The sequence below is a fragment of the Leifsonia sp. NPDC014704 genome (assembly GCF_043083605.1).
Taxonomy (GTDB): domain Bacteria; phylum Actinomycetota; class Actinomycetes; order Actinomycetales; family Microbacteriaceae; genus Leifsonia.
Map to the genome: position 1 here is coordinate 763857 of NZ_JBIBYW010000001.1, position 13945 is coordinate 777801.

At 69.0% G+C, this 13945-nt stretch carries 15 protein-coding genes; 9 read left to right on the plus strand and 6 right to left on the minus strand.

Annotated elements, in window-relative coordinates; genetic code table 11:
- The first annotated feature begins 72 nt into the window (after positions 1 to 72).
- Both ACF1AJ_RS03745 and ACF1AJ_RS03750 read left to right on the plus strand, forming a co-directional pair.
- Positions 73 to 843, plus strand: coding sequence for an SDR family oxidoreductase (locus ACF1AJ_RS03745; RefSeq protein ID WP_391506161.1), 771 nt, complete (start codon positions 73 to 75; stop codon positions 841 to 843).
- Positions 840 to 2834 carry a S9 family peptidase gene (locus ACF1AJ_RS03750; RefSeq protein WP_391506162.1) on the plus strand — a complete coding sequence of 665 codons (1995 nt, stop codon included), beginning with the start codon at positions 840 to 842 and terminating at the stop codon, positions 2832 to 2834. Before ACF1AJ_RS03745 ends, ACF1AJ_RS03750 begins: the two co-directional genes overlap by 4 nt.
- 86 nt (positions 2835 to 2920) lie before the next feature.
- On the opposite strand, the gene ACF1AJ_RS03755 is transcribed toward ACF1AJ_RS03750, so the two are convergent.
- The 3 genes from ACF1AJ_RS03755 to ACF1AJ_RS03765 form a co-directional block, all read right to left on the minus strand.
- Complete coding sequence (locus tag ACF1AJ_RS03755) at positions 2921 to 3562, minus strand: HdeD family acid-resistance protein (protein WP_391506163.1); 642 nt, start codon at positions 3560 to 3562, stop codon at positions 2921 to 2923.
- A 209-nt stretch (positions 3563 to 3771) separates the two neighbouring features.
- The gene (locus ACF1AJ_RS03760) at positions 3772 to 4170 is read right to left on the minus strand and encodes a VOC family protein (protein WP_391506164.1); all 399 of its coding nucleotides are present in this window, start codon (positions 4168 to 4170) and stop codon (positions 3772 to 3774) included.
- Between the two features lie 74 nt (positions 4171 to 4244).
- Entirely contained in the window at positions 4245 to 4811 is a 567-nt protein-coding gene (locus ACF1AJ_RS03765) for a hypothetical protein (protein ID WP_391506165.1), read from the minus strand.
- A gap of 109 nt (positions 4812 to 4920) precedes the next feature.
- On the opposite strand from ACF1AJ_RS03765, the gene ACF1AJ_RS03770 reads away from it, so the two are divergent.
- Together ACF1AJ_RS03770 and ACF1AJ_RS03775 are read left to right on the plus strand one after the other, a co-directional pair.
- Positions 4921 to 5850, plus strand: coding sequence for a S1C family serine protease (locus tag ACF1AJ_RS03770; protein WP_391506166.1), 930 nt, complete (start codon positions 4921 to 4923; stop codon positions 5848 to 5850).
- Between the two features lie 29 nt (positions 5851 to 5879).
- Positions 5880 to 6371 carry a DUF2199 domain-containing protein gene (locus ACF1AJ_RS03775; RefSeq protein WP_391506167.1) on the plus strand — a complete coding sequence of 164 codons (492 nt, stop codon included), beginning with the start codon at positions 5880 to 5882 and terminating at the stop codon, positions 6369 to 6371.
- Here the strand turns inward: ACF1AJ_RS03775 and ACF1AJ_RS03780 are convergent, their stop codons facing one another.
- A complete protein-coding gene (locus tag ACF1AJ_RS03780) occupies positions 6372 to 6986 on the minus strand; it encodes an N-acyl homoserine lactonase family protein (protein ID WP_391506168.1) in 615 nt (204 codons plus the stop codon).
- A 148-nt stretch (positions 6987 to 7134) separates the two neighbouring features.
- Here ACF1AJ_RS03780 and ACF1AJ_RS03785 point away from each other — a divergent pair, with 148 nt between their 5' ends.
- From ACF1AJ_RS03785 to ACF1AJ_RS03805, 5 genes are all read left to right on the plus strand, one after another.
- Complete coding sequence (locus ACF1AJ_RS03785) at positions 7135 to 7764, plus strand: dihydrofolate reductase family protein (RefSeq protein WP_391506169.1); 630 nt, start codon at positions 7135 to 7137, stop codon at positions 7762 to 7764.
- Positions 7764 to 8336, plus strand: a complete 573-nt coding sequence (locus tag ACF1AJ_RS03790) for a dihydrofolate reductase family protein (RefSeq protein WP_391506170.1) — start codon at positions 7764 to 7766, stop codon at positions 8334 to 8336. The genes ACF1AJ_RS03785 and ACF1AJ_RS03790 overlap by 1 nt, the downstream gene beginning before the upstream one ends.
- A 44-nt stretch (positions 8337 to 8380) precedes the next feature.
- Entirely contained in the window at positions 8381 to 10723 is a 2343-nt protein-coding gene (locus ACF1AJ_RS03795; RefSeq protein ID WP_391506171.1) for a HelD family protein, read from the plus strand.
- Between the two features lie 83 nt (positions 10724 to 10806).
- Positions 10807 to 12279, plus strand: a complete 1473-nt coding sequence (cls, locus tag ACF1AJ_RS03800; protein WP_391506172.1) for a cardiolipin synthase — start codon at positions 10807 to 10809, stop codon at positions 12277 to 12279.
- A gap of 130 nt (positions 12280 to 12409) precedes the next feature.
- Positions 12410 to 13051: a GNAT family N-acetyltransferase gene (locus ACF1AJ_RS03805; protein ID WP_391506173.1), complete on the plus strand. Its 642-nt coding sequence runs from the start codon at positions 12410 to 12412 to the stop codon at positions 13049 to 13051.
- A gap of 6 nt (positions 13052 to 13057) precedes the next feature.
- Here the strand turns inward: ACF1AJ_RS03805 and ACF1AJ_RS03810 are convergent, their stop codons facing one another.
- Both ACF1AJ_RS03810 and ACF1AJ_RS03815 read right to left on the minus strand, forming a co-directional pair.
- On the minus strand, positions 13058 to 13402 hold the full coding sequence (locus ACF1AJ_RS03810; protein WP_391506174.1) for an ArsR/SmtB family transcription factor: 345 nt from the start codon (positions 13400 to 13402) through the stop codon (positions 13058 to 13060).
- Between the two features lie 49 nt (positions 13403 to 13451).
- Entirely contained in the window at positions 13452 to 13895 is a 444-nt protein-coding gene (locus tag ACF1AJ_RS03815) for a VOC family protein (protein ID WP_391506175.1), read from the minus strand.
- Positions 13896 to 13945: the final 50 nt, after the last annotated feature.

Consider the following 13945-nt stretch of genomic DNA (forward strand, 5'->3'; position numbering starts at 1 on the left):
CAGGTGCGGCCCACGCCGATTCCACCCCTCTTGGTAGTCTCAGGATGCAGACATCGACGCCGAGGAGTTTTCGTGGCAAACCCCCTTTCACCTGGTTCGCTGACGGGCAAGCGCGCCCTCGTCACCGGCTCGTCGCGCGGGATCGGCGCCGACACCGCGCAGTACCTCGCCGAGGCGAGCGCGAGTGTCGTCATCAACTACCGCAATAAGGAGGCGCGGGCCCAGAAGCTCGTCGACTCCATCGTCGAGCAGGGCGGGACGGCCATCGCGGTCGGTGCCGACCTGACCGACCCGGACTCCGTCGAGGCCATGTTCCGGACAATTGCCGAGGCGTGGGGCGGCCTCGACATCCTCGTGCTCAACGCCTCCGGCGGCATGGAGTCCGGCATGGCCGAGGATTACGCCATGCAGCTCAACCGCGACGCCCAGGTCAACACGCTCACCGCGGCCCTCCCGCTTCTCGGTGAGGGTGCACGAGTCGTGTTCGTCACCAGCCACCAGGCGCACTTCATCCGGACCACGCCGACCATGCCCGAGTACGAGGCCGTGGCGCTGAGCAAGCGGGCGGGAGAGGATGCGCTGCGCGCGCTGCTCCCGTCGCTCACCGAGAAGGGCGTCGAGTTCGTCGTCGTCTCCGGCGACATGATCGAGGGCACCATCACGGCGACGCTGCTCAACCGTCTCAACCCGGGCGCCATCGACGCCCGCAAGGAGGCTGCCGGGCGCCTCTACAACGTCAGCGAGTTCGCGGCCGAGGTCGCATCCGCCGTCGTCGACCCCATCCCCGCCGACCACACGCGCCTCGTCGGCGACGTGTCCAGCTTCACGCCGGTCGTCGAGTGAAGGCCGCCGATCTCGGTCTGCTGACCGGCGTCTCGACGCCGACGGTCCACCCCGGCGGCACGAAGGCCGTCGTGTCGGTGACCCGGCCGTCCCTGGAGGCGGACGCCACGGTCGGGCAGCTGTGGAGCATCCCGCTCACCGGTCACGCCGCGCCGCGGCTGCTGACCCGCGGGTTCCGCGACACCGCGCCGCGATTCTCGCCCGACGGACGCCTGCTGGCCTTCCTCCGCGCCGAGCCGAAGAAGCCGCCGCAGCTGTTCGTGGTCGACGCCGCCGGCGGCGAGCCGGTGGCCGTCACCGACCGGACCCTCGGCGTCTCCGAGTTCGCCTGGTCGCCCGACGCCCGGACGCTCGCCTTCGTCAGCCGTGTGCCCGAGCAGGGTCGCTACGGCACAGTCGAGGGGATCGACCCGAACGGCGAGCCCGCCCGCCGGATCGACACTCTGAAATATCAGGCGAACGGGCTCGGTTACATCACCGACCGGCGCGCACACGTCTTCATCGTGCCGGTGCCGGACGTGTGGGCCGCGCCCACCCCGGATCCCGTGCCGAAGCCCGATGGATCGACCGACCCGGTTCCGTCAGTCGTCGAGCCGCGCCAGCTGACCGACGGGCCGTGGGACGACGGGGCGATCTCGTTCTCGCCGGACGGCCGGAGCATCGCCTTCGTCTCCGAGCGGCACGCGAGCCGCGACCTCGACCTCCGGTCGAACGTCTTCGTCGTCTCGGTCGACGGGGGAGAGGCGCGAGATCTGACTGGCTCGCACGGGTCGTTCAGCGTGATCGCCGCGCACTACGCCAACGGTGGCGCGCTGTTCTTCACCGCGCAGGATGTCGGCCAGACGGGGCGCGACTTCGTCGCGAAGAACGCCGCCCTGTACGTGATCGACGCCGCGGGTTCCGCGCCGCGCCGGCTGACCGACCCGGAATCGGTCGACTTCACCGAGTCCGACATCGCGCCGCGAGCCGATGACTCAGTGCTCGTGCTCGACCGCAGTCACGGTGCGCTCGTGCTCACCGAGGTGAATGCGGCGGGGGAGAGCCGGCGTCTCACCGACGACCACACGGTCGTGAGCGGTGCGGACGCGACGGGCGAGGCGATCGTCGTCTCCTTCGCCGATGCGCGGACGACCGGAGACGTCGCCATCGTGGAGGGTGCCGGTCTGCGTCGCCTGACGGATTTCTCGGCCCCGCTGCGCTCGACGGGCGTCATCGAGCCCCGCGAGCTCACGGTCACCGGCCGCGACGGCTATCCCGTGCACGGCTGGGTACTGGTCCCGGAGGGCGACGGGCCGCATCCCGTGCTGCTCAACATCCACGGCGGGCCGTTCGCCTCGTACACGCACGCGCTCTTCGACGAGGCGCAGGTCTATGCCGCGGCCGGCTACGCGGTCGTCATGTCGAACCCGCGCGGTTCGGCAGGCTACGGCCAGGAGCACGGCCGGGTCATCCGTCAGCGGATGGGCACGGTCGACCTCACGGACGTGCTCGACTTCCTCGACGGCGCCATCGCCGAAGTCCCGGGCCTCGACGCCGAGCGCGTCGGGATCATGGGCGGCTCGTACGGCGGGTACCTCACCGCCTGGACGATCGCGCACGACCACCGCTTCGCCGCGGCGATCGTGGAGCGCGGATTCCTCGACCCGGACGCCTTCGTCGGGACCAGCGACATCGGCAGCTTCTTCGGCGACGAGTACACCGGGACGGACCCGGAGCTGATGCGGTCCCAGAGTCCACAGGCCGTGGTCGACCAGGTCCGCACGCCGACGCTCGTGCTGCACTCATCCCACGACCTGCGCTGCCCGCTCGGGCAGGCCGAGCGCTACTACGCGGCGCTCAAGCGCAGGGGAGTGGAGACGGAGCTCGTCATCTTCCCGGGCGAGGACCATGAGCTGAGCCGGAGCGGGCGGCCTCGCCACCGCCGGGAGCGCTTCGACATCATCCTCGACTGGTGGGCGCAGCACCTGCCGAGCCGCAGCAACCACCGCTGAGCCGCGCGCGATTCGTGCCGAATGTGCGTTTCGGGCGCGCGTTTCCGCACATTCGGCACGAATCTGTTGTCGTGGATCGTATACGATCAGGCTACGCGGGGGGAGGCGGCAGGGGAGTCGGTCGCCTTGAGGACCTCGCGGCCGAAGGTGAACGCTCGCACGATCCCGATCACGCCCAGGACGATCAGCGAGAACGCTGCGAAGAACAGCAGGAACACCGCGGACGACGCCGGAAGCACCAGCACGACGATGCCGGCGATGATGCTCAGGATGCCGAAGGCGATGGCCCAGCCGGACGACGCGGCGCGTCCGGATTCGGCCAGCGCCATGACGCCGTCGATGATCCAGCCGACGCCGATGAACGCGATGGCGAAGATCGCCAGCGTGACCGCTGCGGCCGAGACGTTCTTCAGCGCGACGATGCCGGCGAAAATGAGCAGGACTCCGAGAACGATGTTGAGCGCTCTGGACCCGCCCCGCATCCCGCGGGTGAAGATGCCGATCCCGAGACGCATGATCCCGGCGACCAAGAAGTAGATCCCGAGGAAGATCGCCAGCACCGACAGCGTCTTCTCGGGCCAGAACAGCAGGACGATGCCGAGGATCAGCGAGACGGCGCCGCTGACGCCCAGCGCCGTGCGAACGGCGTTGATGGCCGTACGGGTCATGTGCTGGGCATCCAGCGAGAATTCATGCAGCATCGGGTCGGTCGGATCTGTAGCGCTCATCACGTCATCCCTTCGAGAGCGGCGGCCGCTTCATAGGCGGTTCGCTGCTGACACTAGCGCGCCGCATGCACGCTGTCAGGAGTGCGAATCCGTCGTGTCGTCGCGGTATATCGTTACGCTGATAATGCACATTATGTCAGCTTAGAGTGAGAGCGTCCCCTCAGATGATGGTGTGAAGTCGCGTGGACCAGCGATTTCGATGCTCCGGATCAACGATCGGATTCGATAGCGAAGGTGTTGCCGTCAGGATCTTGGAACCAGGCGATCCGCCCTCCGCCGGCTCTTTCGGTGATGCCGCGGCGGTCGTGCTCGAGCTGGTCGTAGCGAAGGAATCGGACGCCGGCCGAGGTGAGTTCGTCGACGATCGACTCCAGATCGTCGACGTACCAGGTCGCCATCGTCGCCTCTGACTTCCCCGCGGTGCCTGACTGGAAGACATTGAGGGCCACCGCACCACCGGATCCATAGATGCGGCTCCCGTCGGTGATGTTCGCGCTCGGGCCGGACTCGACCAGGGGCAAGCCGAGCTTTCCCTCATAGAAGCGGACAGCGGTTGCGATGTCGGACACCGCGATGGAGGCACGCACGGGGTGATCGCTGAGCGGCATGGATCACTGTCTACTCGCCCGCCTCTACCTGGGCAAGCCATCGACGAGGCGGAGGGCGGTGCTGGGCGAACCCTTCAGAGATTCGGGTAGCGACTCCGCGGTGGAGCCGGCCGCAGCGAGAACGTGTCGATGATCAGTTGCGCGGATTCGGGCGGGGCGAATCGCTCCGTGTCTATCGCCAGATCGACGGGAAGCGGTTCTGCCGCGTCTGCGTCGCCTCCCTGCGCGCGCAGCCGCCGAAGCGTGGCGAGGTCGTTGAGCTTGGCGAACTCGCTTCGACTCGGGTTCTCGATTCGTCGTTCCTGCTCGACCTCACTCACGTCGAGGCGAACGAAGCGGGTCCGTCCTCCCGCGTCGTTGATGACGCCCTGCACCCTGCCTGCGAATCCGCTGGCGACCGTCGGTTCCGGAGCGAACGTGAAGACCAGGTCGGTGCCTGACGCCGACGCCTCCCTGAACGTAGCGAGCCAGAATTGCTCTCGCAGCTTCACGAATTGTGGCGATCCGAAAGTGAAGACAGCGGAGAGCGCGTCGACGATCAGGTGGTTATGAAAAACGCCGAAGTTGAGGCGGCCGCCGAGCTCCCGGGCCACGGTGAGCTTTCCTGCTGCAGCAGGTCCATACAAGAACACGAGCTCCATGGGTACACGGTAGTGGGCGCGTCGCCAGGCGAACGCGGCCCCACCGCGTGAAGTACGCCCCTTGCGAACGCTCCCCCAAGCGTCGTCTCGGGAAGCGCACACTCGTGTCATGTCGAACGCCGATGCCGATGCCTTGGATGCGTACTCCACTGTGGTCGTGCGCGTCGCTGCCGCCGTGAGCCCGGCGGTCGCTGCCGTGACCGCGCGCACCGCCCGAGGCGTGGGCCTCGGAAGCGCCACGGTCGTCTCAGCCGAGGGGCACCTCCTGACCAGTGCGCACGTCGTGGAGAGCACGACGAGCGTCGACCTGGCGTTCGGGGACGGAACCCGTGTGCGCGCGCGGGTCGTCGGGCGCGACCCGCTGTCCGACCTCGCGATCCTGAAAGCCGACGAATCCACGCCGCCACCGGTCGAGCTGGGCGACGCCGCCGCGCTTCAGGTCGGACAGCTCGTGGTCGCGGTCGGCAATCCGTTCGGCCTGGCGGGAAGCGTCACGGCCGGGATCGTGTCGGCGCTCGGCCGCTCGCTGCCGACCCGCGCCGGGCGGGTGGTCGACGAGGTCATCCAGACCGACGCCGCCCTCAATCCTGGGAACAGCGGTGGAGCGCTCGCCGACAGTTCTGCCCGCATGATCGGTGTGAATACCGCCGTCGCGGGAGCCGGGTTGGGGCTCGCCGTGCCCGTGAACGCGACGAGCAGGCAGATCATGGACACCCTCATGCGCGAGGGGCGCGTGCGCCGCGGCTGGCTCGGCATCGCGGGCGCGGAGATCGCGCTGCAGGAGGCGGTCGCCCGGAAGGCCGGCGCTCGCACCGGAATCCAGGTCATGACCGTCGTGCCGAGCAGCCCGGCGGACCTCGCGGGCGTCTGCCCCGGTGACGTCCTGATCTCCCTCGACCGGACGCCGATCCACTCGGTTGCAGACCTGCAGCGTCTGATGATCGCCAGCACCATCGGACGCCGACTCGAGTTGACCGTGTGGCGTAACGGCGCCCTCGTCGACGCGGTCGTCGAGCCCACCGAGCTCGCTGACGCGTGATCGGACCGGCGCTCGTTTAGTCTTTGGGCATGACGAACGGCGCCCCGTGTGACCTCTGCGGGAAGCCCGTAGACCTCCACGACCGTCATGTGCGCTTCGTGAAGCCCGATCCGGTCGTGGACGCGGGAGACATCCCCGCGTCCGACGTCTGGATGACGGACTCAGACGCCAACGCCTCCGTCATGATGCAGGTGAACGGCATCGGCGCGTTCGTGCGTGCCCTGCTGCCCATCCATCTGACAGCCGGCCACACGATCACCTACGGCGTCTGGGTCGCGATCAACCCCGACGAACTCCGGCGTGTGTTCGATACGTGGTGGACAGCGGAATACCGGGACCTCGTCGTCGATGGCCTCCTGGCCAACACCATCGAGCCGTGGGGGCTTCTGGGTGCGCCGGTGACCCTCCGCGTGATCGATCCGGACCACACGCCGTATTGCGTCGACAGCGTCGACGGCCGGATGCGCTCAGTGCTCACGGACGAGTGGGATCACGACCTCGTTCTCTCCGCGCTCCGCTGATTACGCGGGCCAGGGCTCCGTGGCGTGCGCGAGCCACACTTGCTGCGGGTCGAGGGAGCGGATGAGGCGCTGGCCCTCGGTCGTCGGGGCGTCGAGTTCGCCGAACCACACGGCGGTATCGCCGGCGATGACGATAGGCCGCTCCCCCGTCTCCACCACGACGATCTGCGAGCCGCGGGTGTGCCCGGGCGCCGGGACCAAGCGGACGCCCGGCAGGAGCTCGAGTTCGCCGTCGACCGGCGTGTACTCGACGCCGGGCGCATCCACCCACTCCCGGATCGTATAGTCCTCCTGCGTGCGCGCATCCTCAAGTTCCGCCCGCTGCACATAGATCGGGCGGCCTGGGAAGAGGTGGTTGCCACCGCAGTGGTCGAAGTGCAGGTGCGTGTTGACGATCGCGGTGATGCTGTCGAGGTCGACGTCCGCGTGGTCGGTCAGAGGCACCAGCTGCGGGTCCATGTCGGCGAAAGCAGGATGCAGCGCCGTCAGCCCTGTGTCGACCAGGATGCGGCCGTCCGGGTGGTCGATGAGATGGACGAACACCGGAAGCCGTTCGTCCTCCCCCACGAGCAGGCTGGCGACGCGGATCGGTGTGACAGTCACAGACGTGGTCATGCGGTCACAGTACCGGCAACGGGCACAAAAAATGCGAGGAATATCACCTCGCATTTCCAGAATATATCAGGCCAGGGGGCTTGCCACAAGAGCCCCCTCCCCCGGCAGACTGCACTCTCGGCCGATTCCTGCAGAAGGGCACAGCACCGTGAGCATTGTCGTCGCCAACCAGACCATCACCGCCGACGGGTACGCCGCCGGCGTCGACCCGACCGAGGAGCGCCCATTCGGCGAGGACGGCGGAGACGGATGGGGTAACCGGCTCCACGCGTGGATGTTCGACCAGGGTGACGAGAACCGGGCCGAGGTCGAGCTGATGACCGGCGCCCGCGCACACATCATGGGGCGCAACATGTTCGGCCCGGTCCGCGGCGAGTGGCACCGTGACTGGAACGGGTGGTGGGGCGACAACCCGCCGTTCCATGCTCCGGTGTTCGTGCTCACCCACCACGCGCGCGACCCGCAGCCCATGGAGGGCGGCACGACGTATCACTTCGTCACGGACGGCATCGCGTCGGCGCTCGCGCAGGCGCGCGAGGCGTCGGGCGACGGCGAGATCTCGATCCAGGGCGGCGCGGACACGATCAACCAGTACCTCGCGGCCGGGCTGGTCGACGAACTGCGGCTGCACATCGTCCCGTTCACTCTCGGTGCCGGCGCCCGCCTGTTCGACGGTGTGCCTCCGCTCGATCTGGAACAGGTGTCCGCCCGCGCGGCGAGCACGGTCGTCCATGTCACGTATCGGGTGTCGCGGAAAACGACGGGAAGGAGCAACTGATGGCAACCGTGCTGTACATGTCGGTGTCGGTCGACGGGTACGTGTCGACGCCCGACGACTTCCTCGGCGGGGACGACGGCAACCGGCTCCACGACTGGTACGCGCCCGGCGGAGATGAGGACGCACTGACCGGCGAGGCCAAAGCGCTCGCGGGAGAGCTCGACCAGATCGGCGCGGTGGTCACCGGGCGACGCACCGCCGAGCTGATGGACCACTGGGGCGGCGACGTCCACAACGGCGTTCCCATCTTCATCCCGAGCCACCGGCCGCCCGGTCCCGCGGCCCGCTGGGGCTACCCGAACGTGACCTATGTGCTCGACGGGATCGCGAGCGCGATGAGACAGGCGGTCGCCGCCGCAGGCGATCGCGATGTGTACGTCCAGGGCGGCTACACCACACAGAAGGCGCTCGAAGAAGGGGTGCTGGATGAGATCCAGCTCCACCTGATCCCGGTGCTGCTGGGCGGCGGGCATCGCCTGTTCGACGTGCTGCCTTCCGAGATCGAGCTCGAGATCGTGAAGGTCATCGACACGCCGCACGCCACCCACATCCGCTACCGGGTACTGCGCTGACCCTCCTGACGCCTCTCTTCTTTTCCTCCACTGATCGGACCGCGATGACCCTTGCCCTCCCGTCCCTGTTCGCCCTCGACGCACATCCCGCCAAGGCCGCGCCCGAGCTGATCGACGACGACGTTCGCCACTTCGCCCGGATCGAGGCGCGCCTGGCAGCCGAGCGCGAGGAGGTCGATGGTCGCCTCGCGGTGCTGCTGGCGACACGCGGCGGGAACGGGCAGGAGGCGTACGAGCGGGAGGTGGAGATCGTCCGGCTGAACCGGCGGGCACGGTTGCTGCGCCGGTTCGGGGCCGACCTCTGCATCGGGCGGGTGGTCACCGGCGCGGGAACGATCTACATCGGTCGCGCCGGCTTGGCGGACGCCGACGGCGACCGGCTGCTGGTCGACTGGCGCACCCCGGCGGCCGAGCCGTTCTTCGGCGCCACGCTCGCGCATCCGATGGGGCTCACCTCCCGGCGCCGCTATCGATGGACCGACCGCCGCGTGACGGACTACTGGGACGAGGCCTTCACCGAGGCGGCCACCTCCTCCCCCGCCGCGCTCGACGACCAGTCCGCGTTCATCGCCAGCCTCGGTGCGAGCCGGACTCCGCGGATGCGGGATGTGCTGGGCACCATCCAAGCGGATCAGGATGCGATCATCCGCGCCGACGGCCAGTGCACCCTGGTGGTCGACGGCGGACCGGGCACGGGGAAGACGGTGGTCGCGCTGCACCGGGCCGCCTACCTCCTGTACTCCGACCCGCGGCTGCAGAGCGGCCACGGGGGCGTGCTATTCGTCGGACCGTCGCACGCGTACACCGACTACGTCGCCGACATCCTCCCGGGCCTCGGCGAGGAGGGCGTGCGCGCCTGCACGCTCACCGACCTCGTACCGGAGGGCGGAGAAGCGGTTCCCGAACCGGATCGCCGCGTCGCGCTGCTCAAGGGCGACGGCCGGATGCCCGGGGCCGTCGAAGCCGCCATCAGACTGTCCGAGCGCCCGCCGTCGCGTCCGACCGTGCTCGACACCCCCTGGGGCGAGCTCCGCATCGGCCAGCGGGAGTGGGCTGAGGCGCTCGCCGCGGCAGACCCGGCCGCACCGCATAACGACGCGCGGGCGGAGATCTGGGAGGCGCTGCTCGACATCCTGGTCGATATCGTCTCCACCCGGAACGGCGAGAGCGACGCAGTGCGTCACGGCCGGTGGAGCGGCGAAGGGTGGGGCGACGCGGGATGGGATAACGGGAACTGGGATGACGCAGCGTCCGCGCGTGACGACGACGCCCCGCGCTGGGGGTTCGACGACGAGGAGCAGTTCGACGCCTACGGGCTGGCCGGCGGAAGGACGGACGCTGACGCCATCCGTCGCACGCTGACCGACGACACCGACCTGCCTGTGGTGTTCGACGCGGTGTGGCCGCTCCTCGATCCGGCCGCGATCGTCCGGAGGCTATGGAGCTCCCCCGCCCTGCTGCTGCGCTGCGCACCATGGCTGACCGCTGACGAGGCGGCGCTGCTCCAGCGATCGCCGTCCGACCCGTGGACGGTGTCCGACCTCCCGCTGCTCGATGCGGCCCTGCAGCGTGCGGGAGACCCCGAGCGGGATCGCCGCCGTCGCGCGGAGGCTGCACGTGCGGCCGCCGACCGGGCCGTGATGGACGACGTCATCCACGACCTCATCGCGACAGACGACTCCGATCTCAAGACGATGTCGATGCTGCGAGGCCAGGACCTCCGCGCTGCACTGGACACGTACACCGGCCCGGCCACGTCATCCACCGAGCTGCTCGCCGGCCCGTTCGCGCACATCATCGTGGACGAGGCGCAGGAGCTGACGCCGGCCGAGTGGGCGATGGTCACCCGCCGCGTTCCGTCGCACAGCCTGACGGTCGTCGGCGACCGTGCGCAGGCACGGCACGGCTTCCGGGAGAGCTGGACCGAGCGCCTCGCCGAGGTCGGGCTGCCGGGCGCGACGGTGGCGACGCTGTCCGTCAATTACCGGACGCCGGTCGCCGTCATGGAGCAGGCCGCACCGGTGATCCGCGCCGTCCTGCCCGACGCGAACGTGCCGACGTCGATCCGTGACAACGGCATCCCGGTGCGGCGTGCGCGGGCTTCCGACCGCGACCGCATCCTTCGCGCATGGCTGGATGCTCACGCAGAGGGCACCGCCTGCGTCATCGGCGACGACTCTTTCGCGGGCATGCCGCGTGTCCGCTCTCTCAGCGCCGTCGAGGCGAAGGGGCTCGAGTTCGACCTCGTGCTCCTCGCGGAACCCGGTGCACGTCCCGGCGTCGCCGAGCTCGATCGCCCGGCAGCCATCGAGTCGGCGGTCGACCGCTACGTGGCCATGACCCGCACAACCGGCGAACTCGTCATCCTCGATGCGTCCGACTACTGACTTCCCGCCCCGCTCCCCCGCTGCGATACTGCGGGCACCATCCGCCCGGACGTAGCGCCGGCCCGGCTCAGGAAGGCGCCCGCATGAACGCTGATCAGTTCCCAGTGCTCGGCGGCATCCTGATCCTCGCCGACCTCGCCATCCGTATCGCGGCCCTCATCATCGTGCCGCGCGACCGCAAGCCGACCGCTGCCATGGCGTGGCTTCTGGCGATCTTCCTCATCCCGTTCATCGGCATCCTGCTGTTCCTGCTCATCGGCAATCCGCGCCTGCCGAAGAAGCGACGGGAGAAGCAGGATGAGCTGAACCGCATCATCACGGACCGCGCGCAGGGCATCGAACTCGTCGACGGGCGCGGCTCCTGGCCGGACTGGTTCGCGTCGCTCGTGAGGCAGAACCACGAGCTCGGCGCACTGCCCGCGGTCGGCGGTAACGCAGCTACGCTGATCGGGGATTACCGCGCGTCGATCGACGCGATGACAGCGGACATCGAGACCGCTACCCGTTTCGTCCACGTCGAGTTCTTCATCGTGTCGTGGGATGCGACCACGAAGCCGTTCTTCGCGGCGATGGAGCGCGCGGTGCAGCGCGGTGTGACGGTCCGTCTCCTCGCCGACTACGTCGCCTCCCGCCGGGCGGTCGACAGCGACAAGACGTTCGCCGAACTCGACCGGATCGGCGTGAAGTGGAGCTGGATGCTCCCGGTCCGCCCGTTCTCCGGCGAGTACCAGCGGCCGGATCTGCGCAATCACCGCAAGCTCGTGGTCGTCGACGGCCTCGTGGCCCACATGGGGTCGCAGAATCTCATCGACCGCAGCTACAACACCCCCAAGAACCTGAAGCGCGGCCTCCAATGGCAGGAGCTGATGACGCGGATCACCGGCCCGGTCGTCGCCGAGACGAACGCCGTGTTCCTCTCCGACTGGTACCTCGAGACCGGCGAGCTGCTCGGGTCGGACGCGCAGGTGAGGGCGGTGGATGTGCCGGCCGACCCCTCCCCGGACGCGCTCGTCTGCCAGGTTGTCCCGAGCGGTCCGGGCTACGGCGAGGAGAACAACCTGCGCCAGTTCTTGACGCTGGTCACGTCGGCGCAGCGGAAGGTCATCATCACGAGCCCGTACTTCGTGCCCGACGAGGCGATGATGTACGCCATCACGACGGCCTGTCAGCGGGGTCTGGAGGTGCAGCTCTTCGTCTCCGAGGTCGGCGACCAGGGCGCTGTCTGGCACGCACAACGGTCGTACTACGAGCCGCTGCTGCGCGCGGGCGTGCAGATCTGGCTGTACCCGGCGCCGTACATCCTGCACTCGAAGCACCTCTCGATCGACGACGACGTCGCCGTGATCGGGTCGAGCAACATGGACATCCGTTCGTTCGCGCTGAACTCGGAGGTGACCCTGCTCGTGCACGGCCGCTCGTTCGTCGATCAGATGCGCGCGGTCGAGCAGGGCTATCGCGACGCGGGCAGGCAGCTGACGCTCGAGGAGTGGAAGCGCGAACCGAAGTCGGCCACCTTCCTCGACGGGGTCGCTCGGCTCACCTCCGCGCTGCAGTAGGGAAGCGCTTCGGCCCCGCCCGCCTGCGTTCCCGCTATGAGCCGCTTGCGGCGCTCTCAGACTGCGGCCGGGGTCTTGCAGCCGTGTCATCGACTCGCGCCGTAGCGTCGCATCCGAGAGGAGGCGGCCGATGATCGCCCTGTCGCACGATCCGTCGGGTGGACGGCTGCTGGCGTCCCTCCGCGCTCTGCGAGAGCCTCCCGCCCTCCGCGCACCGGTCGTCGCACGCGAGCTTCGCACCCCGCGCCTCCTCCTCCGCCCGTATCGGCTGACGGACGAGTCCGACTGGATGCGCATCGAAGGGGACGAGAGGATCAGGCGCGGGCTCGGCTGGCCGATCCGCACCGAGAGGGAAACCCTCCGCCACCTCCGGGACCGCACGCGCCACAGGGCGCTCTCCGTTCCCGGGGACCTCCTCGTGCTCGCCGTCGAACGGGACGGCCAGGTGATCGGCGACGTCTCCCTGCACCTGCGCACGACCGCGGCGGAGACCCGGACGGCAGAGATCGGCTGGCTGCAGCTGACCAGCGCCTGCGGGCACGGGTATGCGACGGAGGCGGCGAGGGCGATGCTCGAGTTCGCCTTCCGCGACCTGAAGGCCGCGATCGTGACCGCCGTGATCGACAGCACGAACGCGACGTCCGCAGCGCTCGCCGTGCGCCTCGGGTTCCTCGCCGCGCAGGACACCGGACGGCGGAGGACGTTCGTACTCACGGCGGTCAGCGCCGGGTTGACCCTGGTGCAGAACGCTCAGCGCTGCGAAGAGCGGTAGAGCAGGTCAGGCGCAGTCGCAGGCCTCTTCCCCGCAGCATCCCGGCTCGACATAGAGCACGACGCGGAGGAGCTCATCCAGTGCCGGCGCAAGGTGACCGTCGGCCAGGCGGTACCAGGTGCGCCGCCCATCCGGCACCGCCTCGACGAGGCCGCAACCGCGCAGGCACGCCAGCTGGTTAGACATGACCTGCCGGGAGACGCCCAGCGCGTCGGCGAGGTCCGACGGATATGCAGGCGCCTCGCGCAGCGCGAGCAGCGCCCCGACGCGGGTCGGATCCGACAGGGCGTGCCCGAAACGCGCGAGCGCCGCGGTGTGGGTGATGCTGGCGGTCGCAGTGGCGGTGGTCATGCGAACGATGGTACAGCGTTGTCTGAATTAAGGAAACGCTGTAATGCCCTCACCTGTCCGCGGGCGTCAGCTTCTGCGCGAGCATCAACAGGATCCCGCTCGGCCCACGCAGGTAGGTCAGCTTGTAGATGTCCTCATAGGTGGCGACGCCGCGCAGCGGGTGGTAGCCGTGCCGGGCCGCGATGGCCAGCGACGCGTCGATGTCGTCGACGGAGAAGGCGACGCGGTGCATGCCGATCTCGTTCGGGAGCGTCGGCTGCGTCGGGATCGCGTCCGGGTGCAGGTACTCGAAAAGCTCCAGGCGGCCGTGGCCGTCCGGCGTCTGCAGCACCGCGATCTTCGCGTGGTTGCCGTCCAGCCCGACGGCGGTGTCCGCCCACTCGCCGCTGACCGTGTCGCGGCCGAGAACCGTGAGGCCCAGGTCTGTGAAGAAGGTGATCGCGGCTTCGATGTCGTCGACGGCGATGCCGACGTTGTCCAGGGCGATGGGCATGGGATGCCTCCTTGAGGGCTCGACGGCGGTGGCGCCATGCTAGCGAGCTT